General features: G+C 70.2%; 18 protein-coding genes. 13 read left to right on the top strand and 5 right to left on the bottom strand.

What is annotated here, in order from left to right; all coding sequences use genetic code 11:
• Positions 1-31: 31 nt before the first annotated feature.
• The 6 genes from recG to ACSHT8_RS14470 all read left to right on the top strand — a co-directional run bounded on the left by recG (position 32) and on the right by ACSHT8_RS14470 (position 6,603).
• The gene (recG, locus tag ACSHT8_RS14495; RefSeq protein WP_436501476.1) at positions 32-2,203 is read left to right on the top strand and encodes an ATP-dependent DNA helicase RecG; all 2,172 of its coding nucleotides are present in this window, start codon (positions 32-34) and stop codon (positions 2,201-2,203) included.
• A gap of 102 nt (positions 2,204-2,305) precedes the next feature.
• Positions 2,306-3,172: a HalD/BesD family halogenase gene (locus tag ACSHT8_RS14490; RefSeq protein ID WP_436501474.1), complete on the top strand. Its 867-nt coding sequence runs from the start codon at positions 2,306-2,308 to the stop codon at positions 3,170-3,172.
• 14 nt (positions 3,173-3,186) lie between these two features.
• Positions 3,187-3,984, top strand: coding sequence for a class I SAM-dependent methyltransferase (locus ACSHT8_RS14485; RefSeq protein WP_436501473.1), 798 nt, complete (start codon positions 3,187-3,189; stop codon positions 3,982-3,984).
• 55 nt (positions 3,985-4,039) lie between these two features.
• On the top strand, positions 4,040-5,809 hold the full coding sequence (locus ACSHT8_RS14480; protein WP_436501471.1) for a choline/carnitine O-acyltransferase: 1,770 nt from the start codon (positions 4,040-4,042) through the stop codon (positions 5,807-5,809).
• A 40-nt stretch (positions 5,810-5,849) separates the two neighbouring features.
• Entirely contained in the window at positions 5,850-6,419 is a 570-nt protein-coding gene (locus tag ACSHT8_RS14475; protein WP_436501469.1) for a YdeI/OmpD-associated family protein, read from the top strand.
• Complete coding sequence (locus tag ACSHT8_RS14470) at positions 6,409-6,603, top strand: DNA-binding protein (RefSeq protein WP_436501467.1); 195 nt, start codon at positions 6,409-6,411, stop codon at positions 6,601-6,603. The genes ACSHT8_RS14475 and ACSHT8_RS14470 overlap by 11 nt, the downstream gene beginning before the upstream one ends.
• A 313-nt stretch (positions 6,604-6,916) precedes the next feature.
• On the opposite strand, the gene ACSHT8_RS14465 is transcribed toward ACSHT8_RS14470, so the two are convergent.
• Complete coding sequence (locus ACSHT8_RS14465; protein ID WP_436501465.1) at positions 6,917-8,470, bottom strand: hypothetical protein; 1,554 nt, start codon at positions 8,468-8,470, stop codon at positions 6,917-6,919.
• 95 nt (positions 8,471-8,565) lie between these two features.
• On the opposite strand from ACSHT8_RS14465, the gene ACSHT8_RS14460 reads away from it, so the two are divergent.
• From ACSHT8_RS14460 to ACSHT8_RS14450, 3 genes are all read left to right on the top strand, one after another.
• On the top strand, positions 8,566-9,666 hold the full coding sequence (locus tag ACSHT8_RS14460) for a S8 family peptidase (RefSeq protein WP_436501463.1): 1,101 nt from the start codon (positions 8,566-8,568) through the stop codon (positions 9,664-9,666).
• A gap of 148 nt (positions 9,667-9,814) precedes the next feature.
• Positions 9,815-10,891, top strand: a complete 1,077-nt coding sequence (locus ACSHT8_RS14455) for a discoidin domain-containing protein (RefSeq protein WP_436501461.1) — start codon at positions 9,815-9,817, stop codon at positions 10,889-10,891.
• A 173-nt stretch (positions 10,892-11,064) separates the two neighbouring features.
• Positions 11,065-14,439 (top strand): pyruvate carboxylase, encoded by a 3,375-nt coding sequence (locus tag ACSHT8_RS14450; protein ID WP_436501459.1) that lies wholly within the window; start codon positions 11,065-11,067, stop codon positions 14,437-14,439.
• 50 nt (positions 14,440-14,489) lie between these two features.
• On the opposite strand, the gene ACSHT8_RS14445 is transcribed toward ACSHT8_RS14450, so the two are convergent.
• Both ACSHT8_RS14445 and ACSHT8_RS14440 read right to left on the bottom strand, forming a co-directional pair.
• Positions 14,490-14,792, bottom strand: a complete 303-nt coding sequence (locus ACSHT8_RS14445) for a hypothetical protein (protein ID WP_436501457.1) — start codon at positions 14,790-14,792, stop codon at positions 14,490-14,492.
• A gap of 6 nt (positions 14,793-14,798) precedes the next feature.
• Positions 14,799-16,925 carry a HelD family protein gene (locus tag ACSHT8_RS14440; protein WP_436501455.1) on the bottom strand — a complete coding sequence of 709 codons (2,127 nt, stop codon included), beginning with the start codon at positions 16,923-16,925 and terminating at the stop codon, positions 14,799-14,801.
• A gap of 137 nt (positions 16,926-17,062) precedes the next feature.
• On the opposite strand from ACSHT8_RS14440, the gene rsmD reads away from it, so the two are divergent.
• Both rsmD and coaD read left to right on the top strand, forming a co-directional pair.
• Positions 17,063-17,638, top strand: coding sequence for a 16S rRNA (guanine(966)-N(2))-methyltransferase RsmD (gene rsmD / locus ACSHT8_RS14435; protein ID WP_436501453.1), 576 nt, complete (start codon positions 17,063-17,065; stop codon positions 17,636-17,638).
• Between the two features lie 25 nt (positions 17,639-17,663).
• A complete protein-coding gene (gene coaD / locus ACSHT8_RS14430; protein ID WP_436501451.1) occupies positions 17,664-18,158 on the top strand; it encodes a pantetheine-phosphate adenylyltransferase in 495 nt (164 codons plus the stop codon).
• Here coaD and ACSHT8_RS14425 read toward each other — a convergent pair.
• Entirely contained in the window at positions 18,155-18,652 is a 498-nt protein-coding gene (locus ACSHT8_RS14425) for a hypothetical protein (RefSeq protein ID WP_436501449.1), read from the bottom strand. The genes coaD and ACSHT8_RS14425 overlap by 4 nt on opposite strands.
• Positions 18,653-19,004: 352 nt before the next feature.
• Between ACSHT8_RS14425 and ACSHT8_RS14420 the strand changes: the two genes are divergently transcribed.
• Entirely contained in the window at positions 19,005-20,141 is a 1,137-nt protein-coding gene (locus ACSHT8_RS14420) for an XRE family transcriptional regulator (RefSeq protein ID WP_436501447.1), read from the top strand.
• Here the strand turns inward: ACSHT8_RS14420 and ACSHT8_RS14415 are convergent.
• Positions 20,138-20,578, bottom strand: a complete 441-nt coding sequence (locus ACSHT8_RS14415) for a GNAT family N-acetyltransferase (protein WP_436501446.1) — start codon at positions 20,576-20,578, stop codon at positions 20,138-20,140. The genes ACSHT8_RS14420 and ACSHT8_RS14415 overlap by 4 nt on opposite strands.
• A 97-nt stretch (positions 20,579-20,675) precedes the next feature.
• Here ACSHT8_RS14415 and ACSHT8_RS14410 point away from each other — a divergent pair, with 97 nt between their 5' ends.
• Positions 20,676-21,398, top strand: a complete 723-nt coding sequence (locus ACSHT8_RS14410; protein ID WP_436501444.1) for a DivIVA domain-containing protein — start codon at positions 20,676-20,678, stop codon at positions 21,396-21,398.
• Positions 21,399-21,471 lie beyond the last annotated feature (73 nt).

Genomic DNA, 21,471 nt, shown 5'->3' with positions numbered 1-21,471 from the left:
ATAATCGGGCCCGACACGGAACGGGAGGACCATGGCGACGCTCGGCGAGAAGCTTGATCGGGTGGTGGGCAAGAAGTCCGCCGACGCGCTCAACGCCGCGTTCTCCCTGGAGACCGCGGGCGAGCTGCTGCGCCACTACCCGCGCCGCTACGCCGAGCGCGGCAAGCTCACCGAGATCGCGGGCCTGGAGGTCGGCGAGCACGTCACGGTGATGGCGAAGGTCGTCTCGGTGAACAAGCGCCAGATGAAGACCAAGCGCGGCTCGATCGTCGAGGTCGTGCTGACAGACGGCAAGAAGTCGCTGGAGTGCGCGTTCTTCAACCAGCCGTGGCACCTCGACAAGCTGCGGCCGGGCATGGACGCGCTGTTCGCGGGCAAGGTCACCGCGTTCCGCAACAAGCTCCAGCTCGCCAACCCGGACTACCAGCTGATCGACTCGACCGAGGAGGTCAACGTCGAGGAGTTCGCGGGCAGCCTCATCCCGGTCTACCCGGCGTCGGCGAAGATCCAGTCGTGGCAGATCGCCCAGTGCGTCCACCAGGCGCTCGGCATGCTCGACACGATCGAAGACCCGTTTCCCGATGAGCTGCGGGAGAAACTCGGCCTGTCGGAGTACGACTCGGCGGTGCGCGCGATCCACGTTCCCGCCGACTGGTCCGATGTGGAGTCCGCCAAGACACGGCTGAAGTGGGACGAGGCACTGGCGCTGCAGCTCGCGCTCGCTCAGCGCCGCCAGGCCGCGGGCGCCCGGCCCGCACCCGCCTGCCCGCCCCGGTCCGGCGGGATCCTCGACGCGTTCGACCAGCGCCTCCCGTTCACCCTGACCAAGGGCCAGATCGAGGTCGGCAACGCCATCGCCGAAGACCTGTCCGGCACGCACCCGATGAGCAGGCTGCTGCAGGGCGAGGTCGGCTCCGGCAAGACGATCGTGGCGCTGCGCGCGATGCTCCAGGTGATCGACTCCGGCAGGCAGGCCGCTTTGCTGGCGCCGACGGAGGTCCTGGCCGCGCAGCACGCGCGTTCGCTCGCCGACATGATGGGCGACCTCGCGCAGGGCGGCATGCTCGGCGGCGCGGAGAACGCCACCAGCATCACCCTGCTCACCGGATCGCTGTCCGCCCCGCAGCGCAAGCAGGCGATGCTCGACGCGGCCAGCGGCGCCGCGGGCATCGTCGTCGGCACGCACGCGATCATCCAGGACAAGGTCATGTTCGCCGACCTGGGCTTCGTCGTGGTCGACGAGCAACACCGCTTCGGCGTCGAGCAGCGCGACGCGCTGCGGGCGCGGGCGGGGGAGAACGTCAGTCCGCACGTGCTTGTCATGACGGCGACGCCGATCCCGCGCACCGTCGCCATGACGGTCTACGGCGACCTGGAGACGTCCGCGCTGCGCGAGCTGCCCGCGGGTCGCTCGCCGATCTCCACCAACGTCGTGCCGGTCGCGGAGAAGCCCGCGTGGCTCGACCGGGTCTGGCAGCGCGTGCGCGAGGAGGTCGGCAAGGGCCACCAGGCGTATGTGGTGTGCCCGCGCATCGGCGACGAGGCGTCCGCCGAGGACGCGTCCGGCGGAGATGAGGGGTCCGACCGGCGGCCACCCCTATCGGTGGTCGACGTCGCGACGGAGCTGGCCGACGGCGCGCTCGCCGGGCTGCGGCTGGGAATCCTGCACGGTCGGCTCGCGCCGGACGAGAAGGACCGCGTGATGCGGGCGTTCGCCGCGGCCGAACTGGACGTGCTGGTCGCCACGACGGTGATCGAGGTCGGCGTCAACGTCCCCAACGCCACCGCCATGGTCATCATGGACGCCGACCGGTTCGGCGTCAGCCAGCTCCACCAGCTGCGCGGCCGCGTCGGCCGGGGCAGCGCGCCGGGGCTGTGTCTGCTGGTCACGGAGATGCCGGGCGGCACAGCCACGCGCGACCGGCTCGCCGCCGTCGCGTCCACTTTGGACGGTTTCGAGCTGGCCCGGCTCGACCTGGAGATGCGCCGCGAGGGCGACATCCTCGGCTCCAGTCAGTCCGGTTCGCGCTCGGGACTGAAGATGCTTTCGCTGCTGCAGGACGAGGGTGTCATCGCCGACGCGCGGATCGTGGCGCAGGCGCTGATCGCCGACGACCCCGAACTCGGCAACTATCCCGGACTGGCCACGATGGTCGGCCAACTCGTCGCCGACGACCGCGCGGAATACCTGGAAAAGTCCTGAATTTACCCGATCTTGGTCGGGCGACACAATATGGCTACGGTCACGAAATCCGCTCGTTTTTTGGGTGGCGCTGATCGACACGCGCCCAACAGAATGAAGTGCATGAGCGCACCGGGAGCCCGGGTGATCGAGCAAGTCGTCGACACCGCGCGTTATCCGCTGGCCGATCCGGCGGGCGCGGGATGGCGCGCCGCGGTTTCCCTGGCCCGCGCGGAATTGCGCCAGGACGGCTGCAGTGTGCTGCCCGATTTCGTCCGCCCGGAACTGCGCGAGACCTTGCGCGCCGAGTGCGCGGCCGTCGCGCCGCTGGCCCACTACGACGTGGAACTGGTCAACGCCTACAACATCCCGCTCGACGCCGACCTGCCGGAAGAGCACCCCGGACGGCTGATCATGGAGCGCGGCAACGCTTTCGTGGCCCGCGACCGCATCCCAGCCGAGGCCATCATCCACCGCCTCTACACCAGCGAGCTGTTCCAGCGGTTCGTCGCCGAGTGCTTCGAACTCGACGCGCTCCACGAGTTCGCCGACCCGCTGGCCGGGCTCTGCCTCAATGTGGTGTCGCCGGAAAAGGGTCACCCTTGGCACTTCGACACCAATGAATTCACCGTCAGCATGCTCACCCAGCAATCACGCACCGGCGGCGTCTTCGAATACTGCCCGAATATCCGGTCGGCCGGATCGGAGAACCTCGCCGATGTGCGCGCCGTGCTCACCGGCGAGGGTGAGCGGCTCGTCAACCGCCTTTCCCTGCGGCCCGGCGACCTACAGCTGTTCAAGGGCCGCTATTCGCTGCACCGGGTGACCCCCGTGCACGGCGACACCGCCCGGCATTCCGCGATCTTCGCCTACAGCGAGCGTCCCGGCGTGATCGGCAGCCTGGAACGGACCAGGCAGCTCTTCGGTCGAGTGCTTCCCGAACACCTTGCCGCCGCGGGCGCGGTGCGGGGCGACGAACTCCTGGACTAGGAAGGACCGACGGCGTGGACTTGGACGCGACCGGAAAGACCTCCTTCGACGACATCTACACCCGGCCCGACCCGCGCGGCTACTTCAGCGTGCTCAGCGAGCTGGACTACCGCATCCCCGACCTGGCCAAGCCGTACTTCCTCAAGCTCATCCACGAGTACCGCGAGACCAGGCGCGCCGAGCCGACCGTGCTCGACATCGGCTGTTCCTACGGCATCAACGCCGCGCTGCTGCGCTGCGACTCCACGATGGAGGAACTCGCCGAGCGCTACGGGGCCGCGGGCGCGGCGGACACCGCGACCCTCGCCGAGGCCGACCGCCGGTTCGTCGGCACCCGCGCCGGGCTGGACGGCGTGCGGTTCGTCGGCTTCGACGCGTCCGAGTCCGCGCTGGCCTACGCCCACGCGGCGGGGTTCGTCGACGACACCCTGCACGCCGACCTGGAGAGCGCCGACCCGACCGACGCCCAGCGCGCGAAGCTCGCCGGGGTGGACATCGTGGTGTCGACCGGCTGCGTCGGCTACGTCACCGAGAAGACGATCGGCCGGGTCGCCGCGGTGAACCGGCCGTGGATGGCGCATTTCGTGCTGCGGATGTTCTCCTTCGCCCCGATCGCCGAGCGGCTCGGCACGCTGGGCTATCAAACCGAGCGGGTCGACGGGGTGTTCCCGCAGCGCCGGTTCGCCTCGCCGCGGGAGCAGTCGCAGATGCTCGACTCGCTGGCCGCGGCCGGGGTCGACCCGACCGGCCTGGAGTCGGAAGGCTGGCTCTACGCCCAACTTTTCGTATCGCGGCCTCGAGACACGCTCTAGTCCGCCCCGCCATGATGTGTTACCCGATCATCCCTTCACGAGTTCGAGGACGACAGTGAACAGCAGCCCGGAATGGTCTCCCCGCACCTTCGGCAATGAGGACCGGCTGCCCCGGGTCCCGCTGCCCACGCTCCAGGAGACGTGCGACCGGTTCCTGGAATGGTGCGCGCCGCTGCTGACCGCCGAGGAGCTCGCCGAGACCGAGGCCGCCGTCGCGGCGTACCTCGCGCCGGACAGCGTCGCGCACGAGCTGCACGCGGCGCTGGTGGAGTACAACGAGACGCCGGGCGTGCACAGCTGGCTCGACACGTTCTGGCCGTCGCGCTACCTCGGCCGCCGCGACCGGATCGCGCTGAACGCGAACTTCTTCTTCCTGTTCAAGGACTCGGGGGAGACCCAGACTGAGCGCGCGGCCGGGCTGATCGCGGGCGCCGTGGCGTACAAGCAGTTGCTCGACGAGGAGCGCGTCCCGCCGGTGATCCAGCGCGGCCAGGCGCTGTCGATGGAACAGAACAAGTACCTCTTCTCGTCGACCCGCATCCCGGGCGACCCGCAGGACACCGTGCGCACCCCGTACAGCGACGAGTGGCCCGGCCCGTCGCGGGCCCGGCACATCGCGGTCCTGCGCGGCGGCAACATCTATCGAATGGATGTGCTCGGCGCCGAGGGCACGCCGCACTCCCTGGATGATCTGGCCGCCGGTCTCACCGAGATCCTGAAGTCGACCGCCACCCCCGCCGCGGACCCGGTCGGCCACCTCACCACCATGGCCCGCGCCGAGTGGGCGGCCACCCGCCAGACCCTCGCCGAGTCGAACGCCGCCGCGCTCGACACGATCGAGACGGCGCTGTTCTGCGTGTGCCTGGAGGACATCGCGCCGTCCGGTGAGCAGGAGGCGTGCGACCAACTGCTCTACGGCGACAACCGCTGGTTCGACAAGGCCGTGTCCCTGGTCGTCTTCGCCGACGGCAAGGCCGGGATCAACGTCGAACACCAGGGTCTCGACGGCACCACCATCCTCGCCTTCGTCGATGCGTTGCTGAACTCCTCGCCCCAGGAACACGAGACGTCGTCGGGTGCTGTCTCCCAGGGCGTGCCCGCTCTTGAACCCGTCGAGTTCACCCTGACCGACCCGCTGCGGGAAACGATCAAGTCGGCCGGTGCGGCGTTCGCCCAGTACGCCGCCGACACCGCCACCCAGACCGTGTCGTTCACCGACTTCGGCGCCACCCGCGCCAAGCAGCTCGGCATGTCCCCGGACGCGTTCGCGCAGCTGTCCTACCAGCTCGCGCATAAGCGCACGAAGGGCTTCGCGGGCGCGACGTACGAGTCGATCGCCACCCGCCAGTACAACCGCGGCCGCACCGAGGCGATGCGCGTGGTCACCCCGGAGGTCCTGGCTTTCCTGTCCGCCATGGAGTCCGCTGATGTCGACACGCGCCGCGCCGCTGTTCGCGCGGCGGCGGAGAAGCATGTGGCCCGCGCCAAGGAATGCCAGGCGGGCGCCGCGCCGGAACAGCACCTGTGGGAACTCCAGCTGATCCAGAAGCGCCGCGGCCTCGGCTCCCCGTTGGCCCTGTACGACACCCCGGGCTGGATCAAGATGCGCGACGACTACCTGAGCACCAGCTCGGCCCCGTCGACGAACATCACCTACTTCGGCTTCGGCTCCACCAGCCCCCAGTGCATCGGCGTGGCGTACGTGCTGCTGCCGGACAGCCTCAACATCTACCTGAGCACCCCGATCCACGTCGCCGCCGAAATGCACACCTTCGCCGACCACCTCCGCGACGCGATCGGGGAGCTGCAGGAACTGCTCGCATAAGTGCGCAGTGGATGAGCACTTTGCGGTGGAGGATGGGTGCATGACCGAGCCCACCATCACCTGCCGCGACGCCGCCGAATGGGAGTCGTGGCTGTCCGCCAACCACGACTCCCAGACCGGGGTGTGGCTCAAGATCGCGAAGAAGCACAGCGGCGTCGCCTCGGTGACGATCACCGAGGCCCTCGACGGCGCACTGTGCTTCGGCTGGATCGACGGCCAGCGGCGTGCGCTGGATTCCCAGTACTACCTGCAGCGGTACTGCCCCAGGCGGCCGAAGGGCACGTGGTCACAGGTCAACGTGGCCAAGGTCGAGGCGCTCACCGCGGCTGGCCGAATGCGGCCGTCGGGCTTGGCCGAGGTTTCGGCCGCCAAGGCCGATGGCCGCTGGGCCGGCGCGTACGCCTCGCAGCGGGAGGCCACGGTTCCGGACGACTTGGCGGAGGCGTTGCGCCGGAACGAACGGGCGGCGCGGGCCTTCGAGGCACTGGACCGGACGAACCGGTACGCGGTGCTGCTCGACCTGATGAAGGCCAGGACCCCGAAGACCCGGGCCGCTCGGCTGGACCGGGCTGTCGCCGCCCTCGCCTATGGTGGCGAGCATGAGCACTGAGCTGCCGAGAAGCATCGGCAGGCCCGCGACCGGCGCGTTCGCCGGGGCCGGGCTCACGACCTTGGAGGACTTCACCAGGGTCACGGAGAAGGAGATCGCCGCCCTCCACGGCGTCGGCCCCAAGGCGATAGGCATCATCCGCGAGCTGCTGAAAGAACGCGGCCTCGCCTTCGCCGAGCACTGACAGCCTGGGCTCCACACGCTCACCGGCCGCGACCTCGGCTCCGCGAGAGCTCTGCCCTCGCCCGAGAGCTGATCGCTCTCAGGTACTTCGGTCGCGACCCGCCCCACACCTGCGCGGCCATGGTCGAGCACTGCGCGGACCTCGCCGTCCCGCCGTTCGCACCTGCACGCAAGTCGGTGGGACAACCGTCTAGGCAGGCGTGCTTCGCGAGCCGGGCCAGAGGTGCCGCCATGATCATGGCCGCGCCGCTCGCCTGATTGAGAAATGACAGCGGCCCGGCACCCCACCGGGGTACCGGGCCACTTTCGTGAGATCAGCGGCGAGAGGCCGCGGGCTTCGCGCCGTTCGTGTTCGGCTTCGCCGGGGTGGCGGTGAAGTGCTTCTTCGCCTCTTCGAGCAGCGAGAACACGTTGGTGACCTGCTCGGACACCCGGGTCTCGTAGTCCGTCGCGGCGCGGTGCTTCTCGGCGGCCTCGGTCGACTTCGACTCCGCCTCGGCCAGCAGGGCCGCGGTCTTCTTCTCCACCGACTCGCGCAGGGCGGTGGTTTCCTTCTCGGCGGCGGTGCGCAGCGCGGAGGTCTCCTTCTCCGTCTTCGCACGCAGTTCCGAGGTGTCCCGCTCCGCGGCCAGCCGCAGCGCGGTGGTCTCCTTCTCCGTCGCCGCGCGCAGTTCGGAGGTCTCCTTCTCCGCGGCCGCCCGCAGCGCCGTGGTCTCCTCCTCGATCGCGGAGCGCTTGGTGGCGATCTCCGCGTCCGCGGCGGCCATCTGGTCGTTGACCAGGGCGTTCGTCTCCGCCTGCAGCTTCTCCGCGTCCGCGACCAGCTTGGCGGCCCGCTTCTCCGCCGAGTCGAGGCGCGCGGTGATCTCGGTGTCGGCCTTGGCGGTGCGCTCGGCGAGGTCCTTGTCGATCTCGGCGGCGCGCTCGGCCAGGGTGCGCTCCAGCTCGGCGGTGCGCTCGGCGAAGGCGGTCTCGGCCTGCTCGGTCCGGGCGGCCAGGTCGGCCTCGGCGGCGGTGCGCTTCGCGACCAAGTCCTGCTCGGCCTTCTCGTCGGCCGCCGCGCGCTTGGCCGCGGCTTCGGCGTCGAGCTGCTCGCGGATGCGCAGCGCCTCGGCGTCGAGTTCGTCGCGGTGGGCCGACGCGTCGTCGTACAGGGCGGCGATGCGGGCCTCGTTGGCCTTGGTCTGGCGCTCGATCTCGGCGCGCGAGTCGGCCATGAGCTTGGTGTGCTCGGCGGCCAGCGCGGCGCGCATGCCCTCGTACTCGGCGTCCATCTCGGCGCGGTTGCGCTTGTAGTCGGCCTCGAGCTGCTTGCGGCGCTCCTCGGCGTCGGCGACGAGCTTGTCGTGCTTCGCCTTGAGGTTCGCGGCGTAGTCCTCGGCGGCGGCGCGGCGGCCCGCGGCGGCCTCGTCGGCGGCGCGGACAGTGTTGGCCGCGTAGTTGTCGGCCTTGCCCCGGGTCTGGCCCGCGTAGTCGTCGGCCGCGGCGCGGACACCGGCGCCGTGCGCGTCGGCCTCGGCGCGCACGCCCTGGGCGTAGTCGTCGGCCTGGCGCTTGAAGTCGGCGATCTCCTCGTTCGCCAACTCCATCATCAGCCGGACGCGCTCGGTCATTCCCTCGGTGCTGTTGGGGTTCGCGCTGATCCGGTTGAGCCGGGTCGTCGTCTCCAACAGTTGCTGCTGCAATGAACCCAGCGATTTCGTCAGCTCGGCGACCTTGGCCGACGCCTCGTCGCGGCCCTTGGCCGCATGTCGGAGGTCGTAGGTGAGGCGGGTGACCCGCTCATTCACCTGACGCGGGTTGTACCCCCGCAGGACAGTGTCGAAGTGCGGGACCTTGTCAGCGGACTCAGCGTCACCAGAGGGCATTGCGCCACTTTAGTGGGTCACTCGAACGTGTCGATTGGCGGTCCGGCAACTGGGGATGATTGTTTCGTCGCGGGAGTCCTACGTAGATCATGTATATGACCTTCTTACGGATCGGCCTGACCGCATGCCTCGCCGCCGTCGGACTCGCCACGCCTGCCGCCGCCGAGGTTCCCTCCAGCTATGTGGTTGTCATGAAATCCGGCTCCGCCGACGTGCTGGCCCACCGCCACGCCGGCGCCGTCGAACACCGCTTTTCCACTGTCCTGCAAGGGTTTTCCGCCCGGCTGACCGCCGCCGAGGTCCGCGCGCTCAAAGCGGACCCGACGGTCGACTACGTCGTCGCCGACACCCCGGTGCGCGCGCTAGGCGAGCAGATCAATCCGCCGTGGGGACTCGACCGGATTGATCAGCGCACACTGCCGCTCGACTCCCGGTATCGCTACCGCACCACGTCACCGAACGTTCACACCTATGTCATCGACACCGGCGTGAAAGCGACACATCAGGATTTCGGCGGCCGCGTCTCCGGCGGCTACGACTTCGTCGACAACGACACCGATCCCACCGACGGCAACGGACACGGCACGTTCGTCGCGGGCATCGTCGGCGGCAAGACCTACGGCGTGGCGAAGGAGGTGAAGATAGTTCCGGTTCGAGTCCTCAACAATTCGGGCTCCGGGACTATTTCGGGAGTAATAGCCGGTATCGACTGGGTGACCCGCAACGCGGTGAAGCCCGCGGTCGCGAACATGAGTCTGGGCGGCCCGGCGAACCAGGCACTCGATGACGCCGTCCGCCGTTCGATCGCCGCGGGCATCACCTATTCGGTTCCCGCGGGATCGTCAGCCAGTCTGGCGAGCAACTACTCACCCGCCCGGGTGAAGGAAGCGATCACCTCCGCCGCGATCGACCGCAACGACTGCGCGTCCCGCAGCTCGAACTACGGCCCCGCCGTCGACCTCTACGCGCCCGGCGTGCTGATCACCGGCCCGTGGATCACCTCGGACACCGCCACCGTCACGATCACCGGCACGTCCTTCGCCGCGGCCCACGTCTCCGGCGGCGCCGCGCTCCACCTGGGCCTGAACCCGACCGCGACACCCGCGCAGGTGCAGGCCGCCCTGGTCACCTCGGCAAGCCCGGGCGTCTGCAACCTGCCGCCCAACAGTCCTAACCGAATCCTCTACACCGGCTGATTCCCGACAACGGCGGCTTCCCAAGCCACAGCAAGGGAAGCCGCCGTTCGGGTGACGCGTCTGGCCCTGATCCGGTGATGCTGAAACGATTTCAGGCGGGCCCACCGGTGCGCCCGCCTGATGAAGGCCGTTCGGAAAGGATCCTGTCGTGCCCCCAGGCGGAAAGCGCGCCCGCCGTTGGCTGCCTCTCGCGGCCGCCGCCGCGCTCGCCGTGCCGCCCGTCCCGGCCGCCGCGACCCCGTTCCCCGGACCGCCGGTCGCCGCCGAACTCGGCCCGCTCGACATCCCCCAGGCCACCGCCGAATTCTGGGCCGCCTACCTCGGCGCGGGCGACGTGCGCCGGGCACTGGCCAAACTCGACCACCGGCTGCGCGCCGAGGGCGGCAACGACGCCGCGCGCCACGCCGCCCGGATGCTGCTCGCCCACCGCGAAGGCAGATCCCGCCGCGCGTGGGGCGAGCGATTACGCATCTCGGACAGCCCCAGCCGCTATCAGCCGTTCATCGACCGCGCGAAGGCAGTGTCGGACCGCGCGTTCGGCCTCGGCCCGGCCCGCCCGCGCCCCGTGACCGCCCTCGGCGCCTACCGCGACCACCACCCCGACCGGATGGCCGACGGCGACGCGCGCACCTACTTCTGGAGCGACGGCCCGCCCGTCCCCGGCTCCCAGGTGACCCTCGACCTCGGCCGCGTCCGCCTCGTCAGCCAGGTCGACATCGAGATGGGCCAGGCCGACCGCCCCCACGACTACCTGCGTTCCGGAGTTCTCGAACGGTCCGTCGACGGCGTGCGCTGGGCTCCGGTCTCCCGCGTCGACGCGCCGACGGTGGTCGCCGCCGTGTCCGACCCGACCCGCTACCTGCGCCTGCGCGCCACCAAGGGGCAGCGGCACTGGCTGGCCGTCCGCGAGTTCAGCGTCGTCCCCGCCCCGGTCGACGCGTGCGCCGACGGCGACGTGGACACCGTGTTCCCTGTCACGTCCGGCGCCGTGGAGGTGCCGATCGGACCGTCACGCACAGTGGCGGGCGTGGTCGTGTTCGCCGCCCGGGCCACGCCCGCGCGCGGCGAGATCCAGGTGCTCGACCCCGCGGGCGCGTGGCACACCGTAGGCCGGGTCCAGGGCGAGTACACCGATGTCGCTGCTCCCGGCCTGCTCGGGACCAAGGTCAGGGTGGCTTTCCCCGCCGGACCGGCCGTTTCCGTCCACGAGGTCCTTGTGCGCTGAACAGTCGCGGCCAGGAGAATGTCCGCAGACTGGGAAAGGCTCGACCGAGCTTCTGGATCGTGGCAGGTTAACGACAGGCATGGCGTCCGTCACGTGGGACGATGCTCCCGACTGGCGGGAAAAACACGGTAACCTCCTGCGACCGACCCTCAGGTAGCAGGAGGTATCCGCGCATGTTTCGCAAGGTGCTCGTCGCCAACCGCGGCGAGATCGCGATCCGGGCGTTCCGGGCCGGCTATGAACTCGGAGCGGGAACGGTCGCGGTGTTCCCGCATGAGGACCGCAACTCCCAGCACCGGATGAAGGCCGACGAGGCGTACGAGATCGGCGAGCCCGGACACCCGGTGCGCGCGTACCTGTCCGTCGAGGAGATCGTGAAGGCCGCCAAGAAGGCGGGCGCCGACGCGGTCTACCCCGGTTACGGCTTCCTCTCGGAGAACCCCGAACTCGCCACCGCGTGTGCCGAGGCGGGCATCACCTTCGTCGGCCCGACCGCCGACATCCTGGAGCTGACCGGCAACAAGGCCCGCGCGATCGCCGCGGCGAAGGCCGCCGGGCTGCCGGTGCTGCAGTCCTCGGAGCCGTCCAAGGACGTCGACGCGCTGCTCGCCAAGGCCGACGAGATCGGCTTCCCGATCTTCGTCAAGGCCGTCGCGGGCGGCGGCGGGCGCGGTATGCGCCGCGTCGAGGAGCCCAAGGCGCTGCGCGAGTCGCTCGAAGCGGCGATGCGCGAGGCCGAGTCCGCCTTCGGCGACCCGACGGTGTTCCTCGAGCAGGCCGTGATCGAGCCCCGGCACATCGAGGTGCAGATCCTCGCCGACGCCGAGGGCAACGTCATCCACCTCTACGAGCGCGACTGCTCGCTGCAGCGGCGCCACCAGAAGGTCATCGAGCTGGCCCCCGCGCCGAACCTCGACCCCGAGCTGCGCGACCGGATCTGCGCCGACGCGGTCAAGTTCGCCCGGCACATCGGCTACCTCAACGCGGGCACCGTCGAGTTCCTGCTCGACACCCGCGGCCACCACGTCTTCATCGAGATGAACCCGCGCATCCAGGTCGAGCACACGGTGACCGAGGAGGTCACCGACGTCGACCTCGTCCAGTCGCAGCTGCGCATCGCCTCCGGTGAGACGCTGCTCGACCTCGGCCTCACCCAGGACGCGATCTACGTGCGCGGCGCGGCGCTGCAGTGCCGCATCACCACCGAGGATCCCGCCAACGGCTTCCGCCCCGACACCGGCATGATCAGCGCCTATCGCTCCCCGGGCGGCGGCGGCATCCGGCTCGACGGTGGCACCGCGGCGGGCGCCGAGGTCAGCGCCCACTTCGACTCGATGCTGGTCAAGCTCACCTGCCGCGGCCGCGACCTCGACGCCGCCGTGCGCCGGGCCAAGCGCGCCGTCGCCGAGTTTCGCATCCGCGGCGTGGCCACGAACATCCCGTTCCTGCAGGCCGTGCTCGACGACCCGGACTTCGTCGCGGGCCGGGTCACCACGTCGTTCATCGAGCAGCGCCCGCACCTGCTGACCGCGCGCAGCTCGGCCGACCGCGGCACCCGCCTGCTCACCTACCTGCTCGACGTGACGGTCAACAAGCCGCACGGCGAGCGCCCGAAGGTGATCGACCCGCGGGAGAAGCTGCCCGCGATCGACCTCGCCGCCGAGCCGCCCGCAGGCTCCAAGCAGAAGCTCGTCGAGCTTGGCCCCGAGGGCTTCGCGCGCTGGCTGCGCGAGTCGAAGAACGTCGGCGTCACCGACACGACCTTCCGCGACGCCCACCAGTCGCTGCTCGCGACCCGAGTGCGCACCAAGGACCTGCTGGCCGTGGCCCCGCACGTCGCGCGGATGACCCCGGAGCTGCTGTCGCTGGAGGCGTGGGGCGGCGCCACCTACGACGTGGCGCTGCGGTTCCTCGCCGAGGACCCGTGGGAGCGGCTCGCCGCGCTGCGCGAGGCCGTCCCCAACATCTGTCTGCAGATGCTGCTGCGCGGCCGCAACACCGTCGGGTACACGCCGTACCCGACGGAGGTGACCACCTCGTTCGTCGAGGAGGCCACCAAGACCGGTATCGACATCTTCCGGATCTTCGACGCACTCAACGACGTCGAGCAGATGCGTCCGGCCATCGAGGCCGTCCGCGCGACCGGGACCTCCGTCGCCGAGGTCGCCCTCTGCTACACGGCGGACCTGGCCGACCCGGCCGAGCAGCTCTACACGCTCGACTACTACCTCAAGCTGGCCGAGCAGATCGTCGGCGCGGGCGCGCACGTGCTGGCGGTCAAGGACATGGCTGGCCTGCTGCGCCCGCCCGCCGCGGCCCGGCTGATCACCGCGCTGCGCAAGGAGTTCGACCTCCCGGTCCACCTGCACACCCACGACACCGCGGGCGGCCAGCTGGCCACCTACCTCGCGGCCATCCAGTCCGGTGTGGACGCCGTCGACGGCGCGGTCGCGTCGATGTCGGGCACCACGTCGCAGCCGTCGCTGTCGGCCATCGTCGCCGCCACCGACCACAGCGACCGGGAGACCGGCCTGTCGCTGCAGGCGGTGTCCGACCTGGAGCCGTACTGGGAGATCGTGCGCCGCGTGTACCGGCCGTTCGAGGCGGGCCTGCCGTCGCCGACCGGCCGCGTGTACCACCACGAGATCCCCGGCGGTCAGCTCTCGAACCTGCGCACCCAGGCCGTCGCGCTCGGCCTCGGCGACCGGTTCGAGGAGATCGAGACCATGTACGCCGCCGCCGACCGGATGCTCGGTCGGCTGGTCAAGGTCACCCCGTCGTCCAAGGTCGTCGGCGACCTCGCCCTGCACCTGGTCGGCGCGGGCGTCGACCCGAAGGAGTTCGAGACCGAGCCGGGCCGCTTCGACATCCCGGACTCGGTGGTCGGCTTCCTGCACGGCGAACTCGGCGACCCGGCGGGCGGCTGGCCGGAACCGTTCCGCAGCAAGGCCATCCAGGGCCGCCCCGCGCCGAAGGGCGTCACGGAGCTGACCGAGGAGGACCGCGCGGGCCTGGCCGTCGACCCCCGCGGCACGCTCAACCGGCTGCTGTTCCCCGGCCCGACCAAGGAGTTCCTGGCCCACCGCGACCAGTACGGCGACACGAGCGTGCTGGCGAGCAAGGACTTCTTCTACGGCCTGGAACAGGGCAAGGAGTACGCGGTCGGCATCGGCAAGGGCGTCACCCTGCTCATCGAGCTGGAAGCCATCGCCGACGCCGACGAACGCGGCATGCGCACGGTCCTGGCGACGCTGAACGGCCAGCTGCGCCCGATCCAGGTGCGTGACCGCGCGGTCGCCTCCGACCTGCCGGTCGCGGAGAAGGCCGACAAGACCAACGCCAACCACGTCGCCGCCCCGTTCGCGGGCGTGGTCACCCTCGCGGTGGCCGAGGGCGACGAGGTCGACGCGGGCGCCACGGTGGCGACGATCGAGGCGATGAAGATGGAGGCCGCGATCACCGCCCCGAAGGCGGGCAAGGTCTCCCGCCTGGCGATCGGCAAGGTGCAGCAGGTCGAGGGCGGGGACCTGTTGGTGGTCCTGGGCTGACCCGAACACGCGAGGGGCCCAGGCTCGATGAGCCTGGGCCCCTCGCCGTGTCAGATGGGTTTGCGCCGACTGAATCTACGAGTCGTAACGACGGTCAGGATCAAACACGCCACCAGGGCCGCCACACCCAGTGCGAGCGTGACCGAGGCGATCATCGTCATCGGCGTGTCCGCGGGCTTCGCGCACCAATCGGCCATGCCGGGTAGGGGATCGCACATCATCATGGTTCCCCCAGCTGATGCGGTGATCCGTGGTTGCGGCAGCTGGCTGTCCGTCTCCCGGTAGAGGAACACGGCGACCACGACTAGCAGCAGCCCCGATCCCAACAGCAACGTACGCAGGTACTTGGCCACGTCGCCTCAGGTCGTTTCTGGCCAGCCGACCTGGGTCGTCACCACGGTGAGCCGCTGGGTCGCGCGCGTCAGCGCCACATAGAGCGTGCGCGGACCCGTGGTCGACTCGGTGATCAGCTCGTCCGGTTCGATCAGGACCACCGCGTCGTACTCCAGGCCCTTGGACTCCAGGCCGTCGACCACCCGCAGCCGCTCGTCGTTCAGCCGGGCGATCGCCGAGCGGGTCGTGTCGACGCGGCTCGTCGCGGTGATCACGCCGACGGTGCCGTCGACCTCGCCCAGCAGGTCCCGGGCCGCGTTCACCGCCTGCTCGGTCAGCTCGTCGAACGCGCACACCGTCACCAGCGGCTCGATCCCGGTGCTGCGCACGGCGTGCGGCAGCTGGTCCGGGGTCGCGACGTCGCGGACCACACGGCCCGCCAGGTCGAAGATCTCCGCCGAGTTGCGGTAGTTCGTCCGCAGCGCGAACCGGCGCCGCTGCGTGCGCGGGCCGCCGAACGCGCCGTCCTGGGCCTGCCGCGCCTCGGCCGGGTCGGGCCACGAGCTCTGCACCGGGTCGCCGACGACGGTCCAGCTCGCGTACTTCCCGCGCCTGCCGACCATCCGCCACTGCATCGGCGAGAGGTCCTGGGCCTCGTCGACGACGATGTGGGAGAACTCGTCGTAGTCGTCCGGGCGGTGGTAGCCGGGGCCGCTCTGCCGCTCCGACCAGGTCTTCAGCTCCGCGGCCGACGTGTCGGTCCGCCGCTTCTTGCGTTTCGGCGGCTTGCCGAGCAGTACCCGCAGCTCGTCGAGCAGGGCGACGTCGGCGACCGACGGGCCGCTGTTGTCGGCCCACGAGTCGGCCAGCATGTCGACCTCGCCGCGCGACAGGCCGCGGCCCGCGATCCGTGACAGGCGACGCCGGTCGCCCAGGGAGCGCAGGACCTCGGCGGGGGTCAGCAGCTGCCACCACACCACCACGAACCGGTGGAAGTCGATCCGCTCACCCAGTTCGGTGATCAGCTCGGCCTTCTTGACCGGGAAATCGGTGTAGGAGTCGGCCTTGCGCCACAGCGCCTCCAGCAGCGCCTCCGCCGCGTCCACCCTGGACTGGTTCGGCGGGCGCTTGCCGTTGTGGACGGCGTTGCGCACCGCGGCCAGCTCGCGCGCGTCGAGCTTGAGGACCTCGCCCCGGTACATGATCCGGAACTCGGTCGGCGCGTCGGCCGGGGCCTCGCGGATGGCGCGCTTGAGCACCCGCCGCATCCGCAGCGAACCCTTGACCGCGGCGACCGGCGCCGGGTCGACCCGGACCGCCTTGACCCCGTCGAGCAGGTCCGAAAGGGACCGCAGCTCCACGTTGTCCTCACCCATCGACGGCAGCACGCGCGAGATGTAGGAGGTGAACGCGGGGGAGGGGCCCACCACCAGCACGCCGGAGCCGCCCATGCGGCGGCGGTCGCGGTAGAGCAGGTAGGCCACGCGGTGCAGGGCGACGGCGGTCTTGCCGGTGCCGGGCCCGCCGGTGATCTCGGTGACCCCGCGCCACGGCGCGCGGATCGCCTCGTCCTGTTCCTTCTGGATGGTGGCGACGATGTCGCGCATGTTCTCGCCACGCGCGCGCGTCAGGCTCGCCATGAGCGCGCCCTCGCCGACCACGGCCATCGTGTCCTCGTGGCGCTCGGGCATCAGCAGGTCGTCATCGATGTCGACGACGGACTGCCCGCTGGAGCGGATCACCCGCCGCCGGATCACGTCCATCGGCTGCTCGGCGGTCGCCTGGTAGAACGGCGCCGCCGCGGGGGCGCGCCAGTCGGTGACCAGGTTGTCGAAGTTGATGTCGCGCACGCCCAGTCGGCCCACGTACATCGTCTCGCCGGTCGTGTCGTCGAGCCGCCCGAAGACCAGTCCCTCGTGCTCGGAGTCGAGCGTGCGCAGGATCTGGTTGGCGTGGCGGACCATCACGTCCCGCTCGAACAGCATCGCCGCCTGCTCGAACACCGCCTCGTTGCGCGCGCCGTGCGCCAGCGCGTCCCCCCGGGTCCGCATAGCCTCAGCCTCGCCGCGCATCTCCTCGACCCGCGCGTAGACGACGTCGACATGCTTCTGCTCGACCGCGATCTCGGCCTCTCTCACAGAGGGTTCCGACACGCAGCGCTCCCCGGTTGTTCGAATACAGGAAGAGCGAGATTACGCGCTTTGTGTCGCGGCTGAATCAGGCTCGTGTCGGATGTGCTCCGCCTCACCCGACCGGAGGGCCCGCTGTGCGGTTCAGGCACCATGTGCCGGTGACCAGGATCGTGGCGGGCGCGGCGGGCGGCCGCAGGCTCGCGGTGCCGCCGAAGGGCACTCGTCCCACGTCGGACCGGGTGCGGGAGGCGCTGTTCAGCGCGCTGGAGGCCGGCGTCGGTCTGCGCGGCGCCCGGGTGCTCGACCTCTACGCGGGCTCCGGCGCACTCGGCTTCGAGGCGCTGTCGCGGGGCGCTGTCGTGGCCACGCTGGTGGAGTCCGACCGCAACGCGGTGGCGGTCCTCAAACGCAACGCGGCGACGGTCGCGCTGCCGGGTGCCGACATCCGGCTCGGGAAGGTCGCGACGGTCCTCGCGGGAAGGCCGGCATCGCCGTACGACATCGTGTTCGCCGACCCGCCCTACGCCGTCGACGACCCCGAGTTGGCGGTCATGCTGAGCGCTCTGCTCGACAACGGGTGGACGGCCCCTGGCACGACCGTGATCGTCGAACGCGACAGCCGCGCGGGCGAGCCGCCCTGGCCCGCGCCCCTGGTCGCGGCCCGATCCCGCCGCTACGGCGACACCGAGTTGCACTGGGCGACACACGTGACGTCGGACACCGACTCAGCGTGACCGCGGGCTGCTACGGTCCAGATTCATGACGCGCGCTGTCTGCCCGGGCTCGTACGACCCGCCCACCAACGGCCACCTCGACATCATCGAGCGCGCCGCCGCCCTGTTCGACGAGGTCGTCGTGGCGGTCATGATCAACAAGAGCAAGAAGGGCCTCTTCACGGTCGAGGAGCGCATGGACATGCTCCGCGAAACCGCTGCCCATCTGCCCAACGTGCGCGTCGACTCCTGGCACGGACTGCTGGTCGACTACTGCAAGCAGCACGACGTCCAGGCCATCGTGAAGGGCCTGCGCGCCGTCAGCGACTTCGACTACGAACTCCAGATGGCCCAGATGAACCAGGGCCTGACCGGCGTCGAGACGATGTTCATGCCGACCTCGCCGCTGAACAGCTTCCTGTCGAGCTCGCTGGTCAAGGAAGTCGCGACCTACGGCGGCGAGGTGTCCCACCTCCTCCCGGAGATCGTCCACACCCGCCTGCTGAAGCGCCTCGAGGAAAACCGCGCCGCGGAGAGCTAGGGCGGGTCGACGACGGCGCAGTCGAGCAACTCCCTGACCAGCGTCGATGCTTGCGTCCACGCCGCATCAGGATGGCCGAAGGACACGACCGCCACGCCATCCGGTTCCGGCGCGGCCTCGCCTGCCCGGAAACGCAAACCGTGCACCCCGGCGACTCCGTAGTGGCGTGCCCGGATCACGACATGTCCCCGTCGAAGGGCCGGGCATGCCCGCGCCGAGTAGCGCAGACACGGCAGACAGATCGGAGGCTCCGTGACGCCCATACCGTTTGGCCAACCCGGCCAGTCGTCCCGGTAGTCCCTCACCGCCCAGAGCAGGCCGTCGCCGGTCTGATCGGCGGGCCCGGCGCACACCTGGCACAACAGCTTGCGCATCGCGCGGCGCTGCCGCAGTGAGTTGACCTTCCCGAAGACCGGTTGGCCGTGCCCCGGCTCGGACGCCCCTCGCACCCAGAGGACGCCGTGCACGTCGCGATCGCTCAACGTCTCGTCCAAGTGCGCGATCCCGCGACCGTCGGCCCGGAGCACGACCGTCGGAGAGATCCGTGGTTCCCCGGTCCAAGAGGTGATGTAGGGGACCGCGAGCCGAGTCGGTGTCGGTGTCATGCACCGACGATCAACGGTCACGACGAGCGTTGGTAGTGCTACTTTGAGTGATGGAACGGTGATGTGGTGATAACGGTCCCTCACCTTTCCGGCACCAGCGCGTGACCGGTCTCGGCTGCCACCCTGGAGGCGTCGACGTCCACAAGGAGGGGCTGTGGTCGGGGTCGTACCTCTGTGGGCGCAACGTATCCGCTCCCTGCGCGAAGCACGTGGCTGGTCACAAGCCCAAGCCGCCGATGAGATGCGCAAGCACACTCGAGAGCGCCTGCCCGAACCCGACCACCTGACGCGCAGATGGAAGGCGTGGGAGCTGGGCGAGAACAAGCCGAGCAAGCACTACGCCCCGATGATCGCCGCGACGCTCGACACGGTCACCACGTCCCTGTTCCCACCGGAGGCCCGATCGAGCGAAGTGCTTGCCGCGACCGGGATGGACACCCTCGAGATCGTCAGCCGCCTACAGGCATCCGACGTAGATGAAGCGACTCTGCGCGCGGTCCGCATCACGGTCGAGAAGCTGTGCGGCGAATACGCCTACGGCAACCCGGCCGACTTGCTGACCGAGGGCCGAAGCTGGCTTCGCCGGATCGTGGAGATGCAGGAACAGCGACTCAGCTTCGTCCAGCGCCGAGACTCACTCGAACTCGCCGGGTGGCTCGCCCTGCTGGTGGGCTGCGTCGAATACGACGTCGGCGACCGGCGGGCGGCCGAGGCCACCAGGAAGGCCGCGCTCAGCCTGGGACAGGAGGTCGGGCATCCAGGGGTCCAGGGCTGGGCGCACGAGATGCGCGCCTGGTTCGCGCTGACCTCGGGCGACTATCGCGGCGCGATCGCCGCGGCCCAGGCTGGTCAGGCCGCGTCCAGCACTCACTCGGTCGCGGTGCAGCTGCACGCGCAGGAGGCGAAGGCGTGGGCTCGGTTGGGAGATCAAGCCGCGATGAGGGCCGCTCTCGACCGCGGTCGCGAATTGCTAGAGGCGCTGCCGTACCCCGACAACATCGAGAACCACTTCGTCGTCGATCCCGCCAAGTACGACTTCTACGCGATGGACTGCTACCGCCACGTCGGCGACGACCGACTCGCCCGAGCGCTGGCCGAGGACGTCATTCGCGACGGATCCGACTTCGACGGCCGTGAGCGCTCCCCGATGCGGATCTCCGAGGCGCGCTTCACGTTGGGCGTGGCCGCCGCTCAAGAGGGGGACCTGGACGAGGCCCTCGACCAGGGCCGTCGCGCGATCAGTGCGGGGAGGACATCGCTGCCGTCGCTGGCGATGTCGTCGCGGGAACTCGTCCGCGCCTTGTCCGAGCGCTACGCCGACGTGCCCGCGACGCGCGAGTACGTCGCCCAGGTCCGCGCGATCACAGCTCAGGGCTAGAGGTTCAGCTTCATCCCGACGTGGGTCGTGACAAAGCCGAGCCGCTCATAGAACCGGTGCGCGTCAGTGCGGCTCACGTCAGAGGTGAGCTGGACCATCGCCGCGCCGCGGGTGGTGGCCTCCTTGATGGCCCACTCCATCAGCTGTTGGCCCAGACCGTTGCCGCGCTGATCGGACCGCACGCGCACGCCCTCGACCGTCGCCCGGGTCGCGCCGACGCGGGACAGGCCCGGGGTGAAGGTGACCTGCAGGGTGCCGACCACCTCGCCGTCGGCGTCGGCCACGGCGAGCACCTGGTTCGGGTCGGCCGCGATCGCGGCGAACGCGGTGGCGTAGCGCGGGTCGCCCGGGTTCTCGCGCTTGGCGCCGAGGGGATCATCCATCAGCAGGGCCACGATGGCGGGGACGTCTTCTGCGGTTGCGGTGCGGATCATCACAAGGCTCCAGCCTGCCACAACGTGACACACCCCTCCGATCTCCACCGGCAGGGCGGTGCGACCGGGCACAATCGCCCACAAGGGTGGAGGAGGAGCCGTGTACAAGGTTTTCGAGGCGATCGACGAACTGGTCACGATCCTGGAGGAGGCGCGGGGCGTACCCATGACCTCCGGCTGCGTCGTCCCCCGCGGCGACGTACTGGAACTCCTGGACGAGGTCCGCGACGCCCTCCCCGCCGAGATGGACGACGCGCAGGACGTCCTGGACAAGAAGGACGAGATCATCGGGGCGGCCGAGCACCAGGCCGAGCAGACCCTGAGCAAGGCCAACCTGGAAGCCGACAAGGCCATCGCCGACGCCCGCGCCCAGGCCGAACGCCTGATCGCCGACGCGACAGCCCACGCCGACCGTCTGGTCGCCGAGGCCCAGGACGAGGCGGACCGCGCGGTCGCGGCCGGTCGGGCCGAGTACGAGGCGCTGGTCGGCCGCTCCCAGGACGAGGCCGACCGGATGCTCCAGGCGGGCCGCGAGTCGTACGAGCGGGCTGTGGAGGAGGGCCGCTTCGAGCAGGGCAGGCTGGTCTCGCAGACCGAGGTCGTTCAGGCCGCCCACGCTGAATCCGCCCGGGTCCTCGACGCGACCTCGGACGAGCTGGCCCGCAAGCGCGCGGAATGCGACGAGTACGTCGACACGAAGCTGGCGGAATTCGAGGACCTGCTGAGCCACACCCTGCGCACGGTCGGCAAGGGCCGCTCACACCTGCGCGGGACCATGAACGGCGTCCCCGCGGGCGCGACCCCGTTCGACTACCACGCCTGATGAGGCGGGGCGCGCGCCCGGATTTCCGGTCCGGGGGCAGGTCGCGTACCCTATCTGAGCTGGCCCCATCGGG

This window comes from Actinokineospora sp. HUAS TT18 (assembly GCF_051364635.1).
GTDB lineage: Bacteria > Actinomycetota > Actinomycetes > Mycobacteriales > Pseudonocardiaceae > Actinokineospora.
This window is presented reverse-complemented; position numbering and strand designations above follow the sequence as displayed.

Excerpts from the sequence above, each read along its gene's own strand:
- coaD (WP_436501451.1), top strand. The coding sequence starts at position 17,664 with ATGACGCGCGCTGTCTGCCCGGGCTCGTACGACCCGCCCACCAACGGC.
- ACSHT8_RS14420 (WP_436501447.1), top strand. The coding sequence starts at position 19,005 with ATGCGCAAGCACACTCGAGAGCGCCTGCCCGAACCCGACCACCTGACG.
- ACSHT8_RS14465 (WP_436501465.1), bottom strand. The coding sequence starts at position 8,470 with ATGCCCTCTGGTGACGCTGAGTCCGCTGACAAGGTCCCGCACTTCGAC.
- ACSHT8_RS14490 (WP_436501474.1), top strand. The coding sequence starts at position 2,306 with ATGAGCGCACCGGGAGCCCGGGTGATCGAGCAAGTCGTCGACACCGCG.
- recG (WP_436501476.1), top strand. The coding sequence starts at position 32 with ATGGCGACGCTCGGCGAGAAGCTTGATCGGGTGGTGGGCAAGAAGTCC.
- ACSHT8_RS14460 (WP_436501463.1), top strand. The coding sequence starts at position 8,566 with ATGACCTTCTTACGGATCGGCCTGACCGCATGCCTCGCCGCCGTCGGA.
- ACSHT8_RS14475 (WP_436501469.1), top strand. The coding sequence starts at position 5,850 with ATGACCGAGCCCACCATCACCTGCCGCGACGCCGCCGAATGGGAGTCG.
- ACSHT8_RS14450 (WP_436501459.1), top strand. The coding sequence starts at position 11,065 with ATGTTTCGCAAGGTGCTCGTCGCCAACCGCGGCGAGATCGCGATCCGG.
- ACSHT8_RS14470 (WP_436501467.1), top strand. The coding sequence starts at position 6,409 with ATGAGCACTGAGCTGCCGAGAAGCATCGGCAGGCCCGCGACCGGCGCG.